This is a genomic window from Corallococcus sp. EGB, assembly GCF_019968905.1.
Lineage (GTDB): Bacteria > Myxococcota > Myxococcia > Myxococcales > Myxococcaceae > Corallococcus.
In genome coordinates, this window is record NZ_CP079946.1 from 4,924,119 (window position 1) to 4,947,284 (window position 23,166).

At 69.6% G+C, this 23,166-nt stretch carries 19 protein-coding genes; 17 read left to right on the forward strand and 2 right to left on the reverse strand.

Going from position 1 to position 23,166, the window contains the following annotated elements:
* Window positions 1-114 precede the first annotated feature (114 nt).
* The 17 genes from KYK13_RS20460 to KYK13_RS20540 all read left to right on the forward strand — a co-directional run bounded on the left by KYK13_RS20460 (window position 115) and on the right by KYK13_RS20540 (window position 19,101).
* Window positions 115-1,035, forward strand: a complete 921-nt coding sequence (locus KYK13_RS20460) for a hypothetical protein (protein ID WP_223631773.1) — start codon at window positions 115-117, stop codon at window positions 1,033-1,035.
* A 6-nt stretch (window positions 1,036-1,041) separates the two neighbouring features.
* Complete coding sequence (locus KYK13_RS20465) at window positions 1,042-2,757, forward strand: long-chain fatty acid--CoA ligase (protein WP_223631775.1); 1,716 nt, start codon at window positions 1,042-1,044, stop codon at window positions 2,755-2,757.
* Between the two features lie 14 nt (window positions 2,758-2,771).
* Window positions 2,772-3,158, forward strand: a complete 387-nt coding sequence (locus KYK13_RS20470) for a DUF4280 domain-containing protein (protein WP_223631777.1) — start codon at window positions 2,772-2,774, stop codon at window positions 3,156-3,158.
* A complete protein-coding gene (locus KYK13_RS20475; protein WP_223631779.1) occupies window positions 3,151-4,236 on the forward strand; it encodes a type VI secretion system protein IglI family protein in 1,086 nt (361 codons plus the stop codon). The genes KYK13_RS20470 and KYK13_RS20475 overlap by 8 nt, the downstream gene beginning before the upstream one ends.
* 5 nt (window positions 4,237-4,241) lie before the next feature.
* Window positions 4,242-5,138: a hypothetical protein gene (locus KYK13_RS20480; RefSeq protein ID WP_223631781.1), complete on the forward strand. Its 897-nt coding sequence runs from the start codon at window positions 4,242-4,244 to the stop codon at window positions 5,136-5,138.
* Between the two features lie 135 nt (window positions 5,139-5,273).
* Complete coding sequence (gene tssB / locus KYK13_RS20485) at window positions 5,274-5,912, forward strand: type VI secretion system contractile sheath small subunit (RefSeq protein ID WP_223631790.1); 639 nt, start codon at window positions 5,274-5,276, stop codon at window positions 5,910-5,912.
* 40 nt (window positions 5,913-5,952) lie between these two features.
* Entirely contained in the window at window positions 5,953-7,443 is a 1,491-nt protein-coding gene (gene tssC / locus KYK13_RS20490; protein WP_223631797.1) for a type VI secretion system contractile sheath large subunit, read from the forward strand.
* Window positions 7,444-7,497: 54 nt separating this feature from the next.
* Window positions 7,498-8,082 (forward strand): hypothetical protein, encoded by a 585-nt coding sequence (locus tag KYK13_RS20495; RefSeq protein ID WP_223631799.1) that lies wholly within the window; start codon window positions 7,498-7,500, stop codon window positions 8,080-8,082.
* Between the two features lie 86 nt (window positions 8,083-8,168).
* A complete protein-coding gene (gene tssK, locus KYK13_RS20500) occupies window positions 8,169-9,419 on the forward strand; it encodes a type VI secretion system baseplate subunit TssK (protein WP_223631801.1) in 1,251 nt (416 codons plus the stop codon).
* Between the two features lie 5 nt (window positions 9,420-9,424).
* A complete protein-coding gene (locus KYK13_RS20505; RefSeq protein WP_223631803.1) occupies window positions 9,425-9,814 on the forward strand; it encodes a GPW/gp25 family protein in 390 nt (129 codons plus the stop codon).
* A complete protein-coding gene (locus tag KYK13_RS20510) occupies window positions 9,814-11,496 on the forward strand; it encodes a hypothetical protein (RefSeq protein ID WP_223631804.1) in 1,683 nt (560 codons plus the stop codon). The genes KYK13_RS20505 and KYK13_RS20510 overlap by 1 nt, the downstream gene beginning before the upstream one ends.
* A 13-nt stretch (window positions 11,497-11,509) precedes the next feature.
* The gene (locus KYK13_RS20515) at window positions 11,510-12,112 is read left to right on the forward strand and encodes a hypothetical protein (protein ID WP_223631806.1); all 603 of its coding nucleotides are present in this window, start codon (window positions 11,510-11,512) and stop codon (window positions 12,110-12,112) included.
* A 47-nt stretch (window positions 12,113-12,159) separates the two neighbouring features.
* Entirely contained in the window at window positions 12,160-13,806 is a 1,647-nt protein-coding gene (locus KYK13_RS20520) for a type VI secretion system baseplate subunit TssF (RefSeq protein ID WP_223631808.1), read from the forward strand.
* 12 nt (window positions 13,807-13,818) lie between these two features.
* Window positions 13,819-14,460 carry a DotU family type IV/VI secretion system protein gene (locus tag KYK13_RS20525; RefSeq protein WP_223631810.1) on the forward strand — a complete coding sequence of 214 codons (642 nt, stop codon included), beginning with the start codon at window positions 13,819-13,821 and terminating at the stop codon, window positions 14,458-14,460.
* A complete protein-coding gene (locus tag KYK13_RS20530) occupies window positions 14,457-14,774 on the forward strand; it encodes a hypothetical protein (protein ID WP_223631812.1) in 318 nt (105 codons plus the stop codon). The genes KYK13_RS20525 and KYK13_RS20530 overlap by 4 nt, the downstream gene beginning before the upstream one ends.
* 2 nt (window positions 14,775-14,776) lie before the next feature.
* Entirely contained in the window at window positions 14,777-18,592 is a 3,816-nt protein-coding gene (locus KYK13_RS20535) for a type VI secretion IcmF C-terminal domain-containing protein (protein ID WP_223631814.1), read from the forward strand.
* A gap of 11 nt (window positions 18,593-18,603) precedes the next feature.
* Window positions 18,604-19,101, forward strand: coding sequence for a hypothetical protein (locus KYK13_RS20540; protein ID WP_223631816.1), 498 nt, complete (start codon window positions 18,604-18,606; stop codon window positions 19,099-19,101).
* A 16-nt stretch (window positions 19,102-19,117) separates the two neighbouring features.
* Here the strand turns inward: KYK13_RS20540 and KYK13_RS20545 are convergent, their stop codons facing one another.
* Both KYK13_RS20545 and KYK13_RS20550 read right to left on the reverse strand, forming a co-directional pair.
* On the reverse strand, window positions 19,118-21,241 hold the full coding sequence (locus KYK13_RS20545) for an apolipoprotein A1/A4/E family protein (protein ID WP_223631818.1): 2,124 nt from the start codon (window positions 21,239-21,241) through the stop codon (window positions 19,118-19,120).
* A complete protein-coding gene (locus tag KYK13_RS20550) occupies window positions 21,238-23,163 on the reverse strand; it encodes a hypothetical protein (RefSeq protein WP_223631820.1) in 1,926 nt (641 codons plus the stop codon). The genes KYK13_RS20545 and KYK13_RS20550 overlap by 4 nt, the downstream gene beginning before the upstream one ends.
* Window positions 23,164-23,166 lie beyond the last annotated feature (3 nt).

Below are 23,166 nucleotides of genomic sequence, written 5' to 3' on the forward strand. Positions count from 1 at the left end.
CACGGGAGGCGTGGCCCGCCGGTCGGCCTCGCCCGGACGACCCGGCAGGCTCGCCGCGAAGCGGGGGAGGGCGTCATGTTGTGACACCGGAAAGCGCCCGCTATCCTGTACGGCATGGCTGGAGGCCAGCACGCGACAGCGGGATTGGGGCCCGACGACATCGCCGAGCTGGAAGCCCTTGGCTCCGAGCCCGGCTATGACGTGTTCCTGGCCCCCGCGCGTGCCCTCGCAGGCCCCATGGAGGAGTGCCGCTCCAACATCGCGCTCGCCTTCCACAACACGAAGCGCGGGGTGGAGAGCGTCCTCGCCCGTGAAGCGGAAGTCGGCGCGCTCCCGGGCGTGAACCTGGAGGAGCTGCGCGACCTGCCACTGCTCGCCCAGGCCCTGGCCCACGCGGCGCTGCGCGTCCAGCGGGACATGCGGGCCAGCGCCTTTGGAGCCCTCTTCGACCGTGCGCAACAGCTGCGCCGCAAGCTGCTCAAGACGGCGGAGGCGCTCGCGGAGGCGTCCTTCCTCGCCCCCGCGGACGTGACGGCCGCCCACGGCGAGGGACACCGCGACGTGGTGGGGGACTGCCTGGGGCTCGTGGCGCTGTTCCGCAGGCACGAGGCGAAGCTCGCCGGCCGCTCCCCTGTCACGCCCGAGGACGTGGACGAGGTGGAGCGCGTGGCGCAGCAACTGCGCGCCCTGCTCGCGGCCCCGGGGGATGCCCGCGAGGACGCGAGCTCCCCGCTGCTCTTCGAAGCCACCGAGCTGCGCGACCGCTTCTGGACGCTGCTGATCCGGCGCCACGATGTCCTCTGGCGCTGCGGCGCGTGGCTCTTCGGCCGGGACGTGGACATGCACGTGCCGCCGCTCCAGGCCCGCAACCCGCTGGTGCGCGCCGTGGAGCCCTCGTCCATTGAACGCGCGCCGCAACAGGCGATGCAGCAGAAGCGCGGCGCGACCCCGCTGCCGCCCCTCCCCACGGACAGCACCGTGCGCTCCAAGGTCCGCTTCATGGTGAAGGTCGGCTTCGACTTTCCCTCGCGGTAGACACCCATGCCTTTCGACGTGAAGGACATCCTCCGGCAGGTGGAAGCCGGGTTCGCTCCGGAGTCCGGAGCCCCGAGGTGGTGGCAGGAGAGCTGGGAGGATCCGGACGGGTTCGCCGTGGCGCTCGCGGAGGCCCACGCGGGCCGGGGCGTCCCGCCCCCCAAGAGCCGCCCTGGCCAGCAGTATGACTTCTTCCATGACCTGATGGTCCGCCACGTCTCGCTGGAGCGCCCCGCGTTCCGCACGCACCAGCGCATCCAGGGCGCGCAGGCCCTGAGCTACCGCGCCCTGCACGACCTGGCCTCGCGCCGCGCCAGCGAGTGGGCGGATCAAGGCGTCGAACCGGGCGCCAGGGTGTGCCTGGTCCACGGAGTGGGGCAGGAGCTGCTCGTGTCGCTCCTGGCCACGCTGAAGCTGGGAGGCTGCTTCACGCTCCTGCCGCCCCTGGGCCCTCGCGCGATGGCCACACGGCTGGAGGCCCTGGCGCCGGACTTCATCGCCGCGGAGCCCCATCAACTCCCGCTCCTCAAGGGCCACGAGCAGCTCCTGCTCAAGGGCCAGGGCAGGGGAGCACCGGGCTTCACGTCGCACACGTACAAGCCCTCGGACGTCGTGGGGCTGCTCTTCTCGCCGCTGGTGGATCCGCCGCACACGCCGGTGCCCCTCACCGCGGAGAACGCGTGGAGGGGCGCCCTGAGCGACGGGCTGATCACCTTCGGCCTGTCGCCGGGGGACATCCTCGCGGCGCCGGACTTCCCGGTGCTCCAGCACCTGCCGGCGCTCCTCTTCGCCACGTTCCTGCGCGGCGCCACCTACCTGCACCTGGAGATGGCGGACCTGGCGCTCAACCCGGCCCCGCTATTGGAGCACCCGCTGCGCGCCCTGGGTGTCACGCCGAAGCTGCGCGACCTGCTCCTCCGCCACCGCGCCTCCTTGCGCAACGTGCAGCACTGGTTCCGCAACCCGGAGGAGCCCTACGACGCCCAGGCGTGGCGCACGTGGGTGAAGCAGTGCGGCCTCCAGGCCGTGCAGTCCTCCAACATCCTCATCGACGCGGCGGCCGGCGGCGCGGTGCTCATCTCGTCGCGCGGCGTGACGGAGCCGCACACGGACGTGCACACGGACGTCTTCCCCGTCCCGGGCCGCGCGTGGACGCTGAAGGATCCGAACCAGAGCGGGCAGGGCGCGCCCGCGGACGTGGGCGTCTTCACGCTGCTGCCGGACAAGGACTACGCGCCGGGCCACGTCCTGCTCGCGCGGATCCGCCAGCGCTACCACTACGGGGGCACGCTGGGCTTCCGGCGCGACGGCCACACCTACTCCGCGAAGGAGGTCACCGCCGCGCTGGAGGGCCTGCCGTTCCTCGCGGGAACCAGCGTGGTGCCGGTGTCCACCGGCGGCCTCGCCAGTCACTCCCGCTTCACCCTCCTGGCCTTCACGGGCGCCACGCCTGCTCCCCCGTCCGGCGAGCAGGAGATCACCCGGCGCATCGAAATGCTCCTGGGCGGGGATTTCCTGCCCGATCGCATCGAGTTCTTTCCGCTCGTCCCACACAGGGTGAAGGGCGCGGTCGACGACGCGTGGTGCGCCTCGCAGTTCTTCACCGGCGCGCTGCACCGCAAGTCGAAGGACCCGATGTTCCAGGCCCTCACGGCCCTGCGGGGTCGGCTGTTGGAAAGCGCCGCGGCTTCGGGCGAAGATGGCCCGTCGCCAGCGCGCTGAAAAAGGAGCGGCACATGGGTGCTCAGGTCGTGATGGGAGCGATGCTCCAATGCAGCTTCGGGGTGGCCCCATCGTCGCTGATGGTCCTGCCCGCGAACCGGGTGATGGCCACCACGCCCGCGGCCAACATCATGGACAACAAGCCGTTCATGAACATCCTGCCGTTCGGCATGTGCCAGTCCCTGGCCAACCCCATGGTCGCGGCGGCCACGGCGGCGGCCTTCGGCGTCCTCACCCCCATGCCCTGCATCCCCGCCACCGCGGCCCCCTGGATGCCCGGGTGCCCCAAGGTGCTGATCGGCAACATGCCGGCCCTGGAGAGCAACTCCAAGTGCATGTGCAACTGGGGCGGCGTCATCCAGGTCGTCATGCCCGGACAGATGGTGGCCATCGATGGCTAGCCCCGCGCTGGTGTTGGAGCCCGTCGACTTCGCGCTGCTCGACACGGAGTTCACCACCGCCCCCGTCTTCCTCGACGAGTCCGAGGGCCCGGATCCGCGCCTGGAGGCCATCACCGGCCTCGTCGCCCGGAGCGAGTACGCGGACGCCGCCCGCGCAGCCGCCGCGCTCCTGCGTGAGGGCGTGCGCGACGTGCGCATCGTGGGGCCCTACCTCTTCGGTCACTTCGCCGCGGACGGGATGAAGGCGCTGCCCTCCGTCTTCCGCTCGCTCAAGCGCACCCTGACGGAGAACTGGGACTTCTTCGGCCCGGTGGAGAAGAAGCTCGTCTTCGCGGACACCGGCCTGCGCTGGCTGCTGAAGATGATGGGCAAGCACCTGGAACACCATTCGCGCCTCAAGGACGCGCAATGGCAGACATGGAGCGCGCCCGGCAACCGCGAGCCCATGGAAGAGGCGCTGGCCATGGGCGACCCGCTCATCGCCGCCCTCGCCATCCTGCAGAAGAGCGCGTGCATGGACGCCATGCGCACGCTGCTCGGCGCGCTGCGCGCCCACGCCCAGGCCGTACCCTTCCTGCCCCCGCCGGAGGAGCCCAAGCCCGCGGACGCCGCGCCGGAGCTCGCCGCCGCCCCGGACGACGACGAGGAGGACGACGAAGCAGGGGAGGAGGAAGAGGAGGTCCGCCCCGCGCGCGCGAAGGCGAAGAAGGCCGCCCACGCGGAAGCGCACGACGAAGGCCCGCGCGTGCCCATGTCGCCCGCGCTCGCGCAGCTGGTCCGCAAGCTGTCCGCCTTCGAGGCGCTGGTGGAGCGCGAGGACTACACCAAGGCGAGCGTCATCGCCGTGGACGTGCTCGCCACCGTGGAGCGCTTCGACCCGCGCGTGTACCTGCCGCAGCTCTTCTCCGGCTTCTTCAATGGCCTGGCACAGCACGCGGAAGCCATCGAGCCCATGCTGCACAACACGGAGACGCTGTCCTTCCGCGCCATGGATCAGCTCTACCGCGTGGACCTGGACGCGTTCCTCGTGGCCCAGCAGCGCCAGCCGTCACGCGGCGGCTCGGAATACGACGAATAGCCCCCATGGCACTGGAGCGCGAACAGCCGGGCCGCAAGCTCACCGTCGAGGAGCGCATCAGCGAGCGCATCCGCAGCTTCGACGTGCCGGCCCTCCTGGACCTGCTCGCCAAGGAAGGCTACGGCGAGGCGGACGTGGAGTTCCGCAGCCACCGCAGCACCGTGCACCAGCCCCACCTGGTGCATGCCATCGAGTTCACCCGCCACCCGCGCAAGCGCGTGGTGATCACCGTCAACCTGGGGCTGCTCAGCCTCCAGACGCCGCTGCCCTCGTTCCTCTTCCAGGCCATGGATCGCCTGGAGCAGGACACGATGGCTGACTTCCTGGGGTACTTCGACCACCTGCTGCTGCGGACGCGCTTCGCGGGCCAGTTCCCGGATCGCGACGAGTCCCTGCTGCCCGGCTGGGAGCACTCCACCGCGCACCGGCTGCGCCTGTTGCGCCTCGCGTGTCCCAGCAGCCTGCACTGGCTCTTCGCCAAGGTCTTCCCGGAGGCGGAGGTCGTGGTGCGCCGCGAGACGCGCCGCCAGCGCATCGAAGCCAAGGGCATCCGCCTGGGCGCCGCCGCGCTCGGAGACGGCAGCGCGGTGGGCGGCTTCGCCACCGTCCCCACGGGCGGGGTGGAGGTGCGCCTCTTCCTCAACGAGCCCCACTCCGGCACCGGCGTCCCCTGGGCCGTCGAAGCCCGCCGCCGCCTCAACACCCGCATCCTCCCGAGCCTCGCGGAGACCCCGCTCGCGCTCGGCGTGATCCTCTGCCTGCGTGATCAGAGCAGCTGGGCCCGGCTCCAGGACGGCAGCCACCTGGGCTACGAGCCTCTGGTAGGCGGACCGGAACAGACGCAGGAGGTCCTCCTGTTCACGGGGGACACCGCGCAATTGCGATCAACTGAACCCCGCTAGACCTGTCATGTCCGCTGGTTGACGGGATTTCTTGATCGCGCCTAGGCTGTAAATGTTCACTCGGCAGGGCGTACTCCCGGGGCGGCTCCAGCAGTACGGGGGGAAGAAGCGCACTGCGACTGTCAGGGAGTCACCGTGGCCATTCAGGACCAGCTTCCCAAATCCCGCATCACCCTTACGTACCGCACCACCATCAACGGCGAGCAGGAGACGGTGAACCTGCCGTTGCGCCTCCTGGTCATGGGCGACTTCTCGCTGAAGTCCTCCGAGGACCGCAAGCAGGACCTGGAGACGCGGAAGCTACGGTCCGTGGACGGCCGCAACCTCGACGAGTTGATGAAGGACATGAAGATGTCCGCCAGCTTCGAGGTCCCCAACCGCATCAACCCGGACGTGGAGGCGGCGCTCAACGTCACGCTCCCCATCGACCGGATGAAGTCCTTCCACCCGGATGAGATCGTCAAGCACGTGCCGAAGCTCAAGGCGCTGCTGCTCCTGAAGACGCTCCTCGTGGAGATGCAGTCGAACATCGACAACCGCAAGGAACTGCGCCGCGAGCTCTACGACCTGTTCTCCAAGCCGGAGGCGCTCAAGGAGCTGCTCAACGAGCTCAAGGGCTACGAGACCATGCGTCTGCCCGCCGGTGAGGCCGCGAAGACGGAGGCGCCCGCCGGTGCCGCCGCCGCGGGCAAGCCGAGCGCGGGTGCCGCCGCCGCCACGGCCGCGGTCGCCGCCACCGTCGCCGCGGGCGCCAAGCCCCCGGCCGCTTCCTGATCCGCCTTCCCACACTTTCGACTTCTAAAAGGACTCCGCCATGGCTGAGACCACCTACCTGAAGCGCCTGTTCACCAGCGTCCGGCTCGATCCGCCCCAGGAATCGGCGCCGATGATCACCACCAACTTCGCGCCCGCCGTCGACGAGCAGCAGGTCACCCTGGAGAGCCGCTTCCTCTCCAGCGTCGCCGCGCTGCTGCAGAACGTGGCCCCCGTCGAGGGCCCGGACAACGCCGCCCCCCGCTTCGACAAGGGCCAGGTGCTGGACGTCATCAGCCGCATCGATCGCATGATCGACGCGCAGATGAACGAGATCCTCCACAACGAGACCTTCCAGAAGCTGGAGTCCACGTGGCGCGGCCTGGAGGACCTGGTCAACCACACCAACTTCAAGGCCAACATCGCCATCGACATCCTGGACGTCGGCAAGGATGAGCTGGCCGAGGACTTCGAGAACAACTCCAGCAACATCTTCGCCGGAGCGCTGTTCGACAAGGTCTACATCCAGGAGTACGACCAGTACGGCGGCCGTCCCTTCGGCGCCATCGTGGGCCTGTACGACTTCTCCTCGTCGCCCGCGGACCTGACCTGGCTGCAGCGCATGGCGAAGATCTCCAACGCCGCGCACGCGCCGTTCATCTCCGCCGTGAACCACAAGTTCTTCGGCTGCGAGAGCATCGAGGAGATGGAGGCCATCAAGAACCTGGAGGGCGTGCTCGCCCACCCGCGGTTCGGCCGCTGGAACGCGTTCCGCGACACGGAGGAGGCCGCGTACGTCGGCCTGACCTTCCCGCGCTACGTGCTGCGCCTGCCCTGGCACCCGGACAAGAACCCCTGCGACGTCCTCAACTTCACCGAGACGGCCAGCGGCGACTCCGACAAGTACCTCTGGGGCAACTCCGCCATCCTGCTCGCGCGCAACATGGTGAAGGCGTTCGAGATCTCCGGCTGGTGCCAGTCCATCCGCGGCCCGAAGGGCGGCGGCCTCATCTCCGGCCTGCCGGTGGACACCTTCACCCTGCGCGGCCAGGAGGAGATCAAGGCCCCCGTGGAGATCGCCATCCCGGACTACCGCGAGTACGAGTTCGCGAGGAGCGGCTTCATCCCGCTCGTGTACCGCAAGGGGTCCAGCGACGCGACGTTCTTCAGCACCCAGTCCGCCAAGGTCGCCAAGACCTTCAAGGACCCCAAGGACTCGGAGAACTCACAGCTCGTCACCAACCTGGCCTACACGTTCTCCATCACGCGGCTGGCGCACTACGTGAAGTGCATCATGCGCGACAACATCGGCAACACGGCGGACGCGCCCTACATCCAGCGGCAGCTGGACTCGTGGCTGTCCAACTACGTCACGACCGTGGCCAACCCGGACGACCTCACCGTGCGCCGCTTCCCGTTCAAGGCGAGCAGCGTGACCGTCTTCCCGCGCCCCGGTGAGATCGGCTGGTACGACTGCAAGCTGGCCGTGCTCCCGCACATCCAGTTCGAAGGCCTCAACGTGGAGCTGATGCTCGAGTCGCGGCTCGGTTGAGCCGCATCCCACTTGGGGCAGGTGCGAGCCTGCCCCCCAACCCTGGAGTGACAGATGCCCCAGTTTTCGCGGAACCTGGACGTGTATCAGGGCTTCAACTTCAAGAAGGACAAGCAGACCCCCGTGGGCTACATCACCGCCATCACCATTGGCGGTCAGGCCCTGGCGCCGGATCAGGAGACCATCAAGGATCCTGAGAACCCGGACGCGGCCATTGGCGACAAGGTCGTCGCGGTCCTCAACCACTACCTGTGGGAGACGGGCGTGACGGACGCCATGTACTTCTCCGGCCAGGTGTCCGTGGCGAACAAGCAGAAGGTGGCGGAGATGCTGCTGGGCAACTTCAGCAACATCGAGGTCAACTTCAAGTACGTCATCTACGAGTACGACCCCATCGGGAAGAAGTACTTCAAGTCCAACTTCCTGGACGCGGAGATGAAGGGGCTGCTGGAGAAGAACGGCGACGACCTGAACATGTCCATCGCGGACAACGAGTCGCGTGAGGTGCAGTCGCCCAAGAACTTCACGTTCCAGATCGGCATCAAGCCGCAGGCGACCGAGCAGTCGCTGAACCTGGCCACCTCTTCGTCGAAGAAGATCGCGAAGAAGTGGGGCATCACCGAGGCGGCCGCCAAGTAGCGTTGGCCGCGGTCTGCGCCTAGAACCGGCCGGGAGCAACATGGGCTCCCGGCCTGTTTTCGGCGGGTGGAAGGAAAGAACGGCGCATGCAGCGGTACAAGCTCGCACGGGTCCGCTGGCACGTAGGCCAGACGCTTCTTCCGGAGCATTTCGTCGCGCAGGAGGACGCGCTGGACGCGGAGATCCGCCTCCATGCCACCCTGTCCGGCCTGCCGTCCTACGGCGTCGCGAACCTGGCCTGGAACGAGTCGCTCCTGCAGAGCGGCAGCCTGTCCATCTCCGCGCTCACCGTCGTCACCAAGTCCGGGGACCTGCTGGACGTCCCGGGCAACTCCGTCATCTCGCCGCTGTCGCTTGAAGCCGTCGGCAAGACGGAGTTCATCGTCTACCTGCACGTGCTGAAGGAGACCGTCAGCGCGGAGGGCATCCGCCTGTACGCGGATGATCCGCCGGTGCTCCAGCGCGTGCTGCACAAGCTGCAGCTGTCCACGGAGCCGGTGCTGGATGGCACCGTCGCCTCCATGGGCCTGGCCGCCGTGTCCCAGGACGAGGACGGCGCGTGGCACACGTCCCCGGACTGGGTGCCCGCGCTGATGCTCGTGGGGCCCAACCCCTTCCTGGAGCGGCTGCTCACCACCCTGGATGACCTGCTGGATCAGGTCCGCCAGCAGCTGCTCACCAACATCTCCGACACGTACCTGCGCACGGACCGGCTCACCAACGCGCGCCGGGCGCTCTTTGAAGTGCACCGTCTCATCGCGATGCGCCGGGACATGTTCCGGCAGGTGTACGTGCACCCGTACCACCTGTTCGACGCGCTTCGCCGGCTGTACTTCGAGGCGTGCTGCTACCTGGAGATGCTCCCGGACGAGCAGATGCCGGTGTACCAGCACGAGCAGCTCAACGAGTCGCTGGGAGGGTGGATCCGCCTGCTCACGCGCAACTTCCAGCCGGAGGCCACGCGCTCCACGCACAAGGCCTTCCAGGCGAAGGAAGGGCAGTTCCAGATGTCGCCGCTGCCGCCGGAGATCCGCTCCGCGAGCGAGGCGTACCTGCTGGTGCAGCGCACCAACCCCGGGGAGCGCACGCCGCTGGAGGGCGTGAAGCTGGCCAGCCCGTCCCGGTTGCCGCTGGTGCGCCGCCAGGCCCTGAAGGGCGTGCCGTTCAAGCACGTGCCATATCCGTCGTTCCCGCATGCGCTGGGGCCGGAGATTGACTGGTACCTGCTCAGCCAGGGCGAGGAGTGGCAGCACGCGCTGCGCGAGGACGGCCTGGCCTTCTACGTGACGCCGGCGCTGCGGGGCGCCCAGACGTCGCTGTTCTGGCGGAGGAGCTAGACGCCATGGGGCGCGCACCGTTCCTGGACAAGTTCGCGGCCCGAGCGGAGCGCACCAACACGCGCGACAGCCTGGAGCACGTGATGCGTAACATCGAAGCCGTGCTCAACACGAAGAAGGGCTACGGCTTCTTCATGCACGACTTCGGGCTCGGCGGGTACACGGAGAAGCTGGGCACGCGCGAGCTGGTGGAGTCGCTCACCGCTGAGATCCAGGACGAGGTCACCCGGCATGAACCCCGGCTGGTGGATCCGGAGGTGAAGCTGCGCGGCCGCGACAGCGCGCTCTGGCTCCACTTTGACTGCAAGGGCACCTTCGACGGGCAGCCCTGCCACCTGTCGCTGATGTTCCACGCCACCACCGGCCGGGTGCGCGTCCAGGCGGAGGACACCTGATGCCCTTCGCCGACCGCCTGGACCTGGGCCTCACGCTCACCATCGGCGGGAAGGCGCACGCCATCCCCTCGGCGGACGTGCTCGCCTTCGAGCTGGACCTGCACGGCTGGGGGCACGAGGGCAGGGTGGAGTTCCGCGTGCTCGACGAGACGGCGCACGGCGGACAGAAGCAGGACAAGGTGCTGGCGGACTTCCTCAAGCCGGACCTGGCGGAGGTGTCGCTGGAGCTGAAGGCCGTGCACTCCGACACGGCCACCCAGCCCACCTTCACGTCGCTGAAGGTGAAGGGGCTGGTGCAGGACAAGGCGCTCACGGAGGAGGCCGTCGCCCAGGCCCGGGGCGCGGGCATCACCTACCGGCACTACACCGTGCGCTTCGTGGACCCCGCGCGGCTGCTCTGGACGCAGCACCACCCGTGCGTGCTCTACACCCAGAAGACGCTGCAGGACGTGCTGGACGCGCACAAGGGCGACAAGATCGCCCTGGCCAACGACTGGGACACGCAGTTGGCCAAGGCGCTGCCGCTCATCTTCCTGGGCCTGTCTCCGGAGTCCGGCGCCAGCTTCTACGACTTCGTCGTCTGGTTCGTGCACACGCGCAACGGTGTGCTGGCGTACGACTACACGGCGCAGGGCTACCAGCTGCGCGCGGCGAAGGACGCAACCCCCACGCCCATCACGCTGCGCGCGGCGGACGTGGACCGCGTGTCGGTGGTGTTCCCGGAGGTGGTGCGGCACGACGTAGCCATCCTCAATGCCGCCGCGGAGAGCCCCAAGAACCAGGCCATCACCAACGCCCAGGCCGTCACCGGCGTGCGCCAGGACGTGCTCCTGCGCACGGACATCGCGGACGACGTGCAGGCCCGCGTGACGCTGGAGACGGCGCGCCTCAAGGTGCGCGGCCTGGAGGTGGAGCTGGACTGGAACCGCTTCCCGGCGGTGGCCTTCGCCCCGGGCGCGCTGGTGAAGCTGCCCTCCACCGCCGGGTGGACGGCCGCGGGCGTGCCCTCCACGGAGGACTTCCGGGTGCGCCGGATGAGCCTGCGCGCGGAGCCGCTGCCCGTGGAGGAAGGGGAGGTGCCCGGCGGCGATGGGTCCGGCCCCGCCGAGGAGCCCGTGCGCCGGCCCAAGCCGGAGGGCCGATTCCTCCTCACCTTCACCACGCGGCTGGAGAAGAAGGGCGAGCTGCACGTGGACCTGCCGCCCTTCACCGCGCCGGTGTACCCGCGCTTCGTGGAGGGGTTCATCGTCAGCGAGGTGGGCGAGCAGAAGGACGAGACCTGGCAGGCGTACACCGACGACGCCACTTCGCTGGACAGCTACAAGGTCAAGCTGCCGCTGTTCGCCAACCAGATCATCCAGGTGCCCTTCAACGCGAACCTCCTGCCGGGGCACTTCTACTTCCCGGCGTACAAGGGCGCCCGGGTGCTGGTGGCGCTGGACTTCCTGCGCGCGTGGCTCAAGCGCCACCTGGACTGGCGGGCCGGCGCGCGGCTGCCCTCGGACGGGCAGGGCGTGCACCTGCTCGTCGGCAAGACCACGACGAGCGGCACGTCCATGAGGCACTTCTACGAGGACAACAAGCCGCTGTGGCGCCTCCAGCGCACCAACGAGAGCGACACGGAGAAGATCGAGCTCAAGGAAGGCAACCTGCTCATCCTGGTGAAGGAAGAGTCCGCCTAGGCGGGAGGGACCGATGGGCACGCTGGTTTGCAAGATCGAACTGGACAAGGAGAAGGGCATCACCGTCCAGGTCGACAACGCGGATGATCAGATCACGCAGACCCTCGTGATGAACGGCACCAGCATCACCATCACGGTGAAGGGCCAGCAGGAGACGAGCACCATCGTCCAGAAGCAGGACAGCATCGTCGTCACGGTGAAGGACCTCACCTTCGACACCGACACCCTCACGATGAAGTCCAAGGGCGTGTCCAAGTGGACCAGCCAGGACACGCTCACGGTGGAGAGCACCAAGGACATGACGCTCAAGACGAGCGCCAAGCTCACGCAGACGGCCACCAGCGACGCGAAGCTGTCCTCCAGCGCGAACGTGAACATCGAGGCCACGTCCAAGCTGGCCATGAAGGGCAACATGGGCGCGGAGATGGTCACCTCCGGCGGCGAGGCGAAGGTGGACGGCGTGACGCTGAAGCTCGCCGGCAAGTCGCAGGCGGAGATGTCCGGCGCGATGACCAAGGTATCGGGCACCGGGAAGCTCGACCTGGAGAGCTCCGGCATGGCGAACCTCAAGGGCTCCATCACCAGCGTGGGCGGCGCCCTGGTGAAGCTGGGCTGAAGACCGACTCACATGGCGACAATCGACGTACGGCGGGAGAGCGGGCGGTGAAGGACTTCTCGGAGAAGATCTACCTGGACTTCCTGGCGGAGCTGGACGGGCTGGAGCGCTTTCGTCAGCGCTTCCAGGAGCGGCACCCGGCGGCCCCGTTGGACCGCGAGGACCCGGACGTGCGCCGCCTCATCGAGGCGATGGCGTTCTTCTCCGTGCAGACGCGGCACGCCACGCTGCACAACCTGCGCTCCACCTGGCGCCGGCTGTTCGCGGGCTTCTTCGACTTCCTCCTGGAGCCCGTGCCCGCCGCCGCCATGGCGCAGGCCGTGCCCTCGGACAAGATGGCGGAGCCGGTGCTCCTCACCCGGGGCACGGAGCTGCGCCTGACGCCCGCGGAGGGCGTGGCGGGCTCCTTCCGCCTCCAGCGCGACCTGCGCGTGCTGCCCATCTCCCTGAAGGGCACGGACGTGGTGCCGCAGGTGAGGAGCGGCCACCGGCTCATCATGCGCTTCGAGTCCCGCTTCCCGCGCAAGGACGCCATCGACGTGCTCAGCCTGCACGTGCGGCACCTGGACGACTACCGCTCGTCGCTGGCCGTGTTCCACGCGCTGCGCAAGCACCTGAAGCAGGTGAGCGTCGTCTATGACGAAGAGGCGGACGAGCACTCCGTGGGCAGCCCCTGCGAGGTCTCCTTCAACCGCGACCCGCCCGCGCCCGACGACAGCGGCCTCTACTCGCACCCGTTCCAGCGCCTGCGCGCGTTCTTCCAGTTCCCGGAGCAGCAGCTCTTCGTGCACGTGAAGGTGCCGCCGCAGCGCAACAGCTCCTGGATGCGGTTCAGCCTCTGCCTGGACCTGGACAAGGATTGGAACGTCGGGCGCTCGCTGCACCCGGACTTCTTCCAGCTGTTCACCGTGCCGGTGGTGAACCTCAAGGCGGAGCCCGCGCAGGTCATCGTGGCGGACGGCACGCGCGCGGAGCACCCCATCCTCAGCATGAGCGCGGGGCGCGAGTTCAGCCTGCACTCGGTGACGGGCGTCTACGAGATGACCAAGGCGGGGCTCGCGCCGCTGCGGCCCGCGTTCCTGCCCGGCAAGGGGCCCAGCTACGAGGTGGACGAGACCTTCGACGAGAAGCTCGCCTCGCGGCAGAGCCTCATTGTCCGCATGCCGGAGGCGTTCACCGCGCCCCGGAAGATCGTGCTGGAGGCGCTGTGGCACCAGCCGCAGTTCTCCGCGCAGGCGGCGGGCAGGGTGAAGGTGTCCATCCCGGGCCGTCACATCGAGGGCCTGGGTTGGCAGACGGTGGGCAGCCTCCAGCCCCACCGCGACAGCGTGCTACGGGATGATGTCGAAGCGCTGACGCAATTCCTCGCGTGGAAGGCGAAGCCCACGCTGGGACGTGACGAGGTGGTCGCCCTGCTGGGTCACCTGGGGACCCCGGCGGAGAGCCCGTTCCGCCGCGTCCTTCCGTGGCTCAAGGAGTTGAAGTTCAGTGTCGTCCCCGACAGCGCGCTCAAGGGCTCGGGGATCCGCCACGCCTACGAGGCCGTGATGGAGCCCTTCGATCAGAGTTTCGAGCCTGTCGTCATCTGCTTTCTTGAGCAGCTGAGGGACCTGCTTGATGCTTGGAACAACGAGGCGACCGTTGATCTCAAGGCCTCGGTAGCGGGGTTGGGGCCGCTACAGCTCCCAACATAGACAAACACGTTCATGAAACTGGAGCATTGGAACACACTCCTGGCCACGCAGCGGCGCGTGCGCCAGCTCCTGGACCGGACCCTGCCCGCCGAGCCCGCCGCGGGCGCGCGCCGGCCGCAGAGCAGGGTGGGGCAGGAGGCCCTGGGCCACCTGGAGCAGGCGCTGATCGTCGAGCAGGAGCGCCTGCGCGCCGCGTTCGGCGCGGACATGACGCCCGACGAGGTGGAGGAGCTGATCCGCCCCTTCGTGTACCTCCTGGACGAGTGGGTGCTCCGGCGGCTCGCGGACGCGGAGCAACATCTCTGGCCGCTCCTGCAGCAGAACCTGTTCAAGGTCGACTCCGGCGGAGATCTCTTCTACGAGCTCGTGGAAGAGAAGTTGCGTCGCAACGACACCCCGCCCATCGTCTTCGAGATGATCCGCTTCTGCCTCGCCGCGGGCTTCACCGGACGCCTCGTGGGGCAGCCCGAGCGCATCCGCGACGTGACGAATCGCATCTCCCAGCGCATCCCGCAGCCGGCGTCCGTCCCGCTGCCCGCGCCCGTGCTGCCGCCGGCGGTGCCCACCGTCTACGACTTCCCGATGCACTACTACGTCGCGACAGCCCTCATCGTCCTGGGGCTTCCGGTCTTCTTGTGGTGGGTCTCCAATTGAGGCCCTTCCCGACGCAGGACAGCCGGACTCCCGCGCCAGCCCCCAAGGCTCCCCCCAGGGCGCTCGCGCTGCTGGACGCGCTGGAGCAGCGGGTGGGCGCGGAGCTGGGCTCGCTGAAGGAGGGCGTGCGGCCGCTCCTGGACACCGTGCGTGAGGGACTGGTGGCGTTGGATCCGCCCGGGGACGGGATGCTGCCGTCGCCCCAGGAGCAGCAGAAGCTGCGCGCGAAGCTGGACTCCGCGCTGGAGGAGGCGGAGGACGTGCTGGAGGCGCTCCAACTCGCCGTGAAGCCGGGCGGAAGGAGCGGCGGCTGACCGTGGGCGCGCTTCAGTCCATCCTGGCGGCATTGCAGGCCCACTGGGTGCTCGTGCTGGGCATCGGCGTGGTGCTCGCGGCCATTGGCGTGGGCGTGGCGCTGTGGTGGCGCAGGCGCAAGGGCGGCGGCCCGGCGCTCACGGGCGGGCAGAAGCCGCTGGCGTCGGGGCAGCTGCTGGCCATCCGCAAGAAGTTCCTGGCGAAGCTGCCGTGGCGCTTCCGCGCGTCCGTGCGGGACTTCCCCACGCTGGTGGTGATGGGGCCGGCGGGCAACGGCAAGTCGGACCTCATCAAGTCGGAGGTGGACTGGGAGCGGCAGCAGCGCCAGTTCATGCCCAGCCACACGGACGACCCGCTCCTCAACATCTTCCTGGGGCCCGAGGTCGTCGTGCAGGAGCTGGCCTCGCCCGTGCTGGAGGACGACTCGCTCCACGCGCGGCGCGCGCTGCGCCGGCTGTGGAAGGCCACCTTCGGGCGCCGGCACGTGGGCCGGGCCGTCATCGTCCTGCAGGCGAAGTGGCTGCTGGAGACCTCGCCGGACGAGCAGAAGCGCGTCACCCAGCTCCTGCGCGGCAAGGTGAACCTGCTGTCGGAGGTGTGCCAGGCGCCCGTGGAGACGAGGCTGGTCCTCACGCGCATGGACGCGCTGGAGGGCTACGCGGACTTCGCGGAGCTCTTGCGCAAGCACGGCGTTCCCCTGGAGCTGGAGGTGCCGCCGCCCGGCAGGGAAGGGGAGCTGGCGGACGCGCTCCATCCCATGGAGAAGTACCTGGCGCTGGGGCTCACGTCGCTGACGCAGGACGCGTTCGAGCGGCTCGCGAACTTCTACTCGCGCGGCGGCGACGCGTTCGCGGCGCTGGGGCGCTTCGTCTCCACGCTGATGGAGGGCGGCTCGCTGACGTACCCGCTGCGCCTCCAGCGCGTCTACCTGTCGGCGGGAGGCCCGAAGGCCGAGCCCACGGGGGCGCTGGCGGTGCACGCGGATCAGCCTGCGGCGCTGCTCGCCAGGGACTACCGCTGGACGCACCTGCGCCGGTGCGCGGTCATCCTCGCGGTGGGGTGCCTGCCGGTGCTGCTGGCGTACGCGCACTTCTACCAGCTGATCCTTCGCACGCGAGACAAGCTGGACGCGTTCCAGGTGACGGTGCAGCGGCTGGAGGAGCGGAACCAGAGCGTGTCCGGCTCCGTGGTGGAGTCCCAGACGAACGACGCGGTGCGGGCGATGGAGGACCTCTGGCACGCCACGCGCTTCTGGCCGCCGCTGGCCCACAGCTTCACGGATGAGCGGGAGGAGCTGCGGGCCCGGCTCGCGCGCAGCATCCGGATGTCCTACCTGAAGCCGATGCTGGAGAGGTGCCAGGCCCAGTGCCGGCGCTGCCCGGGCCAGATTCCCGGCTGCCAGCCCGCGCCCGTGTTCACCGGCCGCGCCACCCGCGCCGCGCCGCTGACCCCGGCGCCCGCGGTGGACGACAGCTGCCACCTGGAGACGCTCTGCCGGCCGGAGCAGACGCTCTACACGCTGGGCGTGCTGTACAGCTCTCGCAACGAGGACCTGGGCCAGTTCGTGCTGCGCAGCGTGCACGGGGCGTACAGGAAGCAGCTGAGCTGGACGGCGGAGGCCTACGGGTTGAGCCTGGCGGGCGCGGAGCCGGAGAAGAACTGGCTGGACGCCATGGGCCTGGCGGATCCGATGGTCGCCAACTACGTCATCGCCAGCGACAAGCCCTTCGACGAGGACGTCCCCTGGACGCGGTGGCCCTACGCGTACCTGACGATGGACGGCCTGCTGGGCCCGTGGCGCGAGCACTTCATGCGGTTGCAGGACGTGCTGGGCGCGAAGGAGCTGGAGCTGGCCCGGTGGGCCGCGTTGGCGGACGAGCGTGAGCGCCTGCGCACCTCGCTCGCGGAGAGCGCGCCGTACAACTCCGCGCGCAAGGTGATGGACCTCATCAACGCCTCGGACGCGGAGCCGGACGCCAGCCAGTTGAAGGGGGTGGGCCACCTGCTGGACTCGCTGGACTGGCTGCGCCAGAACCGCCAGACGCTGGAGGCCATCCTGCGCATGGAGGACGAGGCGGACGCCGCCCTGCGCGCCGCCGCCCGCATGACGCCCGCGGAGCTGCTCACCCGCGCGGACGGCCTCTTCGCCCCCAGCGACGGCGACGCGCGCTACCAGGTGGAGGTCCTCCGGCGTGACTTCGAGTTCCGCCCCATGGACGTGTCCCGGCAGCTCCTGGACAAGGTGCTGCGCACGTTGAAGGAGACGGGCCGCACGCCGTTCAACGCCGATTCGTTCAACCCCCGCACGGGCGAGACGACGTCAGAGGTGGCCAACGAAGGGGTGGGGGACGACGACACGGAGTTCGCCAGCGGGCAGGCCCCGGTGGTGGGCCGCGTGCTGGGCAAGGCCGCCTTCGACGCGCAGCTGGCCCCGCTGGTGGACGAGTTCACCACGCGGCTGGCCAAGTCCAGCCTGTCGCGCGAGGAGGCGGTGGAGCGCGCCACCTTCGTACAGGGAAAGGTGCAGGACTTCGCGAAGCGCTACGGCAAGGATCTCTTCGCGACCTACCGTGGCTACCGCTTCCGCACGACGCCTCGGGGCTCGCTGGCCAGCGACCTGTCCGTGCTGCTGCAGCCATCGTCGCCGCTGGAGGCGATGCTGCGCGACGTGGCGAGCCGCGCCGGCGTGGGCCCGCTGGAGAGCGAGTACTACGCGCCCATGCGCGACGCGGTGGCGCCCTTCAAGCCGGTGGTGCAGCTGATGCAGCCGGACAAGAACGGCGCGTTCGCGGAGCTGGCGGCCTACACCACGCTGGTGTCGCAGCTGCAGCAGGAGCTGTCCGGGGTGAAGCCCGCGGCGGCGCCCAAGGACGCGGCGGCGCCCGGCGCGGCAGGGGCCACGGCTTCGTCGGCGGGCTCGCAGCTGGCGGAGATGCTGTCGCCGGTGGGGCGGGTGGCGCTGAGCATGCTGCTGGAGGAGGAGGACTCGTACCTGCGCAGGGTGGACGCGTGGCTGGATCAGCACGGCCTGGTGGGCGAGTTCCGGGCGCCGTTCCGCCAGCCCTTCATCGTCGTGCGCAACCGGGGCCGCGCGGAACTGGAGCGCGTCATCGCGGAGCAGTGGGCCTACCAGGCTCGCCGCACGCTGGACCCGCTGGTGAAGCGCTACCCGTTCAACCCCAGCGCGTCGCAGGAAGTGGATCCGGTGGAGCTGGAGGTCCTGCGCCGCAAGGACGGGGCCTTCTGGGCCTTCGTCACGCAGGTGCTGTCGCCGGTGGTGGAGGAGCGCGGGGCGGACTGGTCGCTGCGCTATCCGCTGAAGTCCCGGCTGCTGCTGCCGCCGCGCATGCTCACCTCGCTGGGGCAGCTGGGCCGCCTGTCGAAGCTCTTGTGGGATGACGAGGGCAAGGCGCGCCCCATCGCGATGCAGGTGCGTCCGCTGCCGCTGCCGACGGCGCCCACGCCAGACAGCTTCGTGACGCTGTCGTACCTGAAGTGCGGCGGGGCCGCGTCGTTCGGGTTCAACCAGCGGCCCGCGTGGGGAGACTTCCCCCTGAACTGGTGGAGCCCACAGCCGTCGTCCATCGGCGTGGAGCTGCGGTCGCCGTCGAAGGATGGAAAGCGCTACCGCTCCATGGAGATGTCCGAGTCGTCGTGGAACTGCTTCCGCCTGCTGGAGTCCGCGACGCTGACGGACCAGTCCAACGTGGTGTGGGTGCTGCCGGGGCGCGGGCTGGCGGCGAACGAGAAGGTGCTGGAGATCAGCTTCGGGTTGCGCGGCGAGCCTTGGGCGCCATTCCGTGGGGTGGTGCCATGAAGGGCAGAGGCATGAGGCTGGCGGCGGGGCTGGTGACGGCGGTGGTGGCGGGAAGCTGCGCGGCGCCCAGCCTGACGGTGAACGTCAAGGCGCCCGCGGGCACCAATCAGGGCCGGCCGCTGTACATGCTCATCCGCACGGTGTCGAAGACGTCGATGACGGAGGGCTACGCGGACGTCGCGGCCAAGGTCATCAGCCCGGACGAGTCCGTGCTCCAGACGGTGGTCATCTACCCGAGCCGCACGAAGCAGGTGAAGGTGCCCCTGCCACCCGAGCAGGCGGTGGCGGTGAGCTTCCTCTTCACCACGCCCAACGGCGCATGGCAGGCGCTGCTGGACGTGCCGGTGCCCAAGACGGTGGACATCGAGCTGCAGGAGAGCCGCATCCGCACGGACCTGCCCAAGAGCGTGCCCGCGCAGGAGTCCAGTCCCGCCGCGCCAGAAGCGCCCAAGGCCCCGGCCGCGCCCAAGGCCCCGGAGCCGCCGGTGTCCGTGGCGTCTCCCAAGTAGGGGAGGAGGGCCCCGCTCAGGACGCGAGCGCGTCCAGCTTGGGGCCCAGCGCGTTGAGCGCGGACGTCACCCGGCCGTTCGCCGCCGTCACCGGCTTCGCGAAAGCGCCCGCCTGGAGCTGGGCGCCAATCGCATCCAGCGGGGAGAGGAGCTGAGGCTTCTGCCCCGTGGCCTGCGTGGACACCGAGTCCACCTGGGCCTGGGCGCCGGACTTGAGGCCCTCCGCGCGCTGCTGGAAGGCCGCGAGCGCCGACTCCGCCTGGGAGCCGAGGGACGTCTCCGCGCTGGCGCGGGCCGTCTCCAGCGACGTCAGCCCGGTCGTCACTGACGCTTTCGTGGTGCCCAGGTGCGTGTCCAGCCGGCCCTTCGCGGACGTCACCTGGCCCTGCGCCGAGTCCCGCGCCGTCTGCAGGCCCTGCACCGCCGCGTCGATGCCGGCGCCCACCTGGGCGTCCAGGGCCTCCAGGCGCTGCGGCACCTGCGTGTCCAGCGGCGTCACGCGCGCGGCCACCTGCTGCTTCATGGCCTCGATCTGCTGCACACCCTGGTCCTTCACGGTGCCGATCTGCGTGACGGCCGCGGCGATGATCTGCCCCACCTGGGCGTTGGCCTGCTCGATGCCCTGGAGGATGGACTCGGTGAGGGTGCCCATCTGGGTCACGGCCTGGGTCGTGGCCGTGTCGATCTGCGTCTGCGCCTGGGTCTGCACCGTCTCCACCTGCGAGACGATGGTCTTCTGCACCGCCTGGAGCTGGGGGCCGACCTGTGAGGAGAGGGTCCCCAGCTGCGTGGTGATCTGCCCCACCACCTGGCTGATGCCCTGCACCGCGGGGCTCACCAGCGGCTTGGGCAGGTCCGCGGCCGGGATGGCGTCCAGCAGGCCCATGGCCCGCTCCAGCAGCGACTCCAGCGAACCGACGATCTGCTGGAAGAGGGTCTGGAGCTGCTCCAGCAGCTGCGGCAGCGACTCGAACAGCGCCATCACCTGCTGCTTGAGGGCGCTGACGGTCGCGACCAGCGAGTCCAGCGTGGTGAAGGCCGCGTCCAGCGTGGCCTTCAGCGGCGCCTTGACGGTCTCCACCGCCGTGAGCGCGCCGTGCACCAGGCCGTCGATGGTGCCGCTCACCGTGGTGATGGCGGTCTCCACCTGCTTCTGCACCTGGTCGATGAGCTTCTCCACCGCCGTCAGCGACGCGGTGACGCTGGCCACCTGGCCGGCAATCGTCTTGCCCAGCGTGTCCAGTGCCCCATCCGCCTGCGTCTTGCCCGCCGAGAGCGACGGGGCCACCTGGGTGTCCAGCGGATCCACGATGCCGGCCGACGCAGCGGCCGCGGCCATCAGCTGATCCACCAGCGACTTGCGCTGGCCCTCCAGCGCGGACTGCTGCTGCTGGTGGGCGTCCTTCGTCGTCCTGCCCGCGTTGACAATCTCCTGGTGCAGCGTCGCCAGCGCGCTCACCGGGTTCTTCACCGCGCCGTCCAACGTGGCGGTCAGCTGCGTGCTCCGGCCCGTCGCCGCGTCGCGGGAGGTGGTCAGCCGCACCAGCACCGCGGACAGCGCCGCCGTGAGGGTGGACCCCACGCCTGTGAGGTCCTGCGTGAGCTGCGAGCGTGTCTGGTCGATGAGCGCGTAGCCCTGCGCGCGGCGGGCCTCCGTCTCCTCCTTGGAACCCTTGCGCCTGGCGAGCTTCGCGTCGAAGGACTTCTTGTCCGCGTCGCACTTCTGGGCGACCTGCTGCTGGAGCGCGGCGAGCTGTCCCTGTGACGCCTCCGCGGAGGACTTCGCCTGCGCCTCCAGCCCCTGGCTCTTCGCCGTGGCCTCCTGGCCCAGCGACTCCGCCTTCGTGCGCGCCGTCTCGCTGGAGGCGGTCAGCGACTGCTGGTGCCCCTTCACCTGCGCGGCCAGTGCATCAAAGCGGGGGGAGGGGTCCGCCACCTTCACGTTCGCCGCGTTCACCTGCGTGAGCAGCGCACCCAGCGTCGCGCTGATGGAGGGGCGCAGCGCGGCGACCTGCTCCACGATCCCCTGGGCCAGGGCCTCCACCTCGCCCTTCGCGGTGGCAAGGCGGGGCGTGATGCCGGAGCCGAAGCCCTCCACGGACGCCTTGTGCTTCGCCACGGTGGCGCGCAGGTCGTTCATTTCAGCCCCGCGAGCGCGGCCTTGGCTTCAGCGGCGGCGCCAGAGAGCGCGCCCGTCTGCCCATCCAGGCCGTTGAGCGCGCCGGTGAGTCTGGCGCGGGACTCCGCGGCCTTGCCCTTGACCTGGGCCTCCGCGGCGGCGAGGGCCGCGCCCGTCTCCTCCGTCGCCGCGTTCAGCTTCGCGTTCACCGCCGCCGACGCTTCCTTGTACGCCGCCGTCGCGTCGCTCACCGCGCCGTCCACACCCGCGGTGAGGTCGCCCTTGGCCGTCTCCACCTGCGGCGTCACGTCGTATGTGGGCGTGGTGGTGGCGCCGCCGGGGTTCTCCTTCGTCTGGATGAGGAGGTGGCCCTCCGAAAGGCGGATGGTCTCCGTGTCGTTGGCGTTCACCCGCCCCAGGTTCCACACCGGCTTGTTGTCCTGGAAGTCGTGCGTGAGCGCCGTCTGGTTCTTGCCGTTCTTGCCAAAGAGGATCTGATCGCCCTGGCCGTCCTGGGGCGTGCGCACGCCCTCGCCCCAGTCCAGGTAGCGGTTCAGCTCCGCGTGGTCGAAGTGCAGCGCCACCAGCGCCCGCTCGTTCTTGTACGGCGGGAAGTAGAACGTCCCCGGGAAATGACCGGGCTCCGCCGGCACGCTCACCGTCTTGTTCCAGAGCGGAATCGTCACGCGGTAGTTCGTCACCGACGTCTTCTCGTCATCCACCTGGAGGTAGATGCGGTCCGTGGCCTCGCCGCCGGGGCTGTGCACCTTGCCCTCGACGTAGATGGGGTAGCGGGGAGGGCGGTACGCGGGCAGCTCCGGCACCGGATCCGACTTCTGCTCCAGCAGCAGGGTCAGGGTCAGGGTGAAGCCCTGCATCGTCTCCTGCTGGCCGTCGTGCGGGCCCGCCTGGAGCCCCACGCCATCAAAGGCCAGCTCCGCCACGCGGTGGTCTTCCCCCAGACCCGTGAGGTCCGGGCTCCACCGCCCGCCGTCCAGCTTGATCAACGCCCCCGGGTGCATCGCGATGGGCGGCACATCGAGGAACGTCAACCGAAGGCGCCGCTTGCGCACGCGCAGGCGCTCCTTCTCCAGCGCCTGGCGCTGCTCGGACACCGTCGCGAGGGGCGTGCGCACCAGCACGTCGTGCTGGATGCCCGCCACCGCCTGGGACTGCTCCAGCGCCACGGTGGTCGCTCCGGCCCCGAAGCCGTTGAGCACCCGCGCGCTGTGCCGGATGACCGGCGGCATCTCCACGTCCACGCGCGCCACGTGCTTGCAGCTGAGCCCGGTGACGGTGCCCGTGGCGGGCTTCTTCGCGGAGAAGGTGTACGTGTCCTTGGGGCTGTCGTAGGTGAGCACGCCGCCGCGCGTGTCCACGTACCAGAGGACGAAGTCGTAGAAGCTCGCGGCCGGGTGGTCGTCGCCGATGCCCAGGCACACCAGGGCGTGCTTGGTGTCCAGCGCGTCCCAGTCGTAGGTGAGCAACAGGCCGCCGGGCTTGTGCGCGTCCAGGAGCTCCGACAGCTTCTTCGCCGTGTGCAGCTCCACCGGGCGGTGCTGCTTCCAGAGCACCCGCGCGGCGTCCTCGAACGTGACGGTGTACTGGCGGAAGGCCACCGCCACCGAGTCCTTGTTGCCGTGCGCGGTGCCGCTGACGCGCCTCTCCGTGACGAGGCCCTGGACGACGAGCGGCGCGGGCGGCGGGTCGAAGACACCGGACAACGCCAGCCGCACCCGCACCAGGTCCGGCTTGCAGAACGCGGTGAACAGCGCCGCGTCGGCCTTCTCCAGCGCGGTCCAGAACGTGAGCTCGCAGCGGAAGCCGGTGGGCGTCATCCGCAGCGAGAAGTCCTTCACCTGTCCGCCGGGGATGGCGAAGGCCTGCTCCCCCGCGATCACGGTCAGCTCCAGCTTCAGCTTGTCGGAGAAGGGGAGCGCCATGGC

Coding starts and splice junctions, on each gene's coding strand:
- KYK13_RS20460 (WP_223631773.1), top strand. CDS start 115: ATGGCTGGAGGCCAGCACGCGACAGCGGGATTGGGGCCCGACGACATC.
- KYK13_RS20465 (WP_223631775.1), top strand. CDS start 1,042: ATGCCTTTCGACGTGAAGGACATCCTCCGGCAGGTGGAAGCCGGGTTC.
- KYK13_RS20470 (WP_223631777.1), top strand. CDS start 2,772: ATGGGTGCTCAGGTCGTGATGGGAGCGATGCTCCAATGCAGCTTCGGG.
- KYK13_RS20475 (WP_223631779.1), top strand. CDS start 3,151: ATGGCTAGCCCCGCGCTGGTGTTGGAGCCCGTCGACTTCGCGCTGCTC.
- KYK13_RS20480 (WP_223631781.1), top strand. CDS start 4,242: ATGGCACTGGAGCGCGAACAGCCGGGCCGCAAGCTCACCGTCGAGGAG.
- tssC (WP_223631797.1), top strand. CDS start 5,953: ATGGCTGAGACCACCTACCTGAAGCGCCTGTTCACCAGCGTCCGGCTC.
- KYK13_RS20495 (WP_223631799.1), top strand. CDS start 7,498: ATGCCCCAGTTTTCGCGGAACCTGGACGTGTATCAGGGCTTCAACTTC.
- tssK (WP_223631801.1), top strand. CDS start 8,169: ATGCAGCGGTACAAGCTCGCACGGGTCCGCTGGCACGTAGGCCAGACG.
- KYK13_RS20505 (WP_223631803.1), top strand. CDS start 9,425: ATGGGGCGCGCACCGTTCCTGGACAAGTTCGCGGCCCGAGCGGAGCGC.
- KYK13_RS20510 (WP_223631804.1), top strand. CDS start 9,814: ATGCCCTTCGCCGACCGCCTGGACCTGGGCCTCACGCTCACCATCGGC.
- KYK13_RS20515 (WP_223631806.1), top strand. CDS start 11,510: ATGGGCACGCTGGTTTGCAAGATCGAACTGGACAAGGAGAAGGGCATC.
- KYK13_RS20525 (WP_223631810.1), top strand. CDS start 13,819: ATGAAACTGGAGCATTGGAACACACTCCTGGCCACGCAGCGGCGCGTG.
- KYK13_RS20540 (WP_223631816.1), top strand. CDS start 18,604: ATGAGGCTGGCGGCGGGGCTGGTGACGGCGGTGGTGGCGGGAAGCTGC.
- KYK13_RS20545 (WP_223631818.1), bottom strand. CDS start 21,241: ATGAACGACCTGCGCGCCACCGTGGCGAAGCACAAGGCGTCCGTGGAG.
- KYK13_RS20550 (WP_223631820.1), bottom strand. CDS start 23,163: ATGGCGCTCCCCTTCTCCGACAAGCTGAAGCTGGAGCTGACCGTGATC.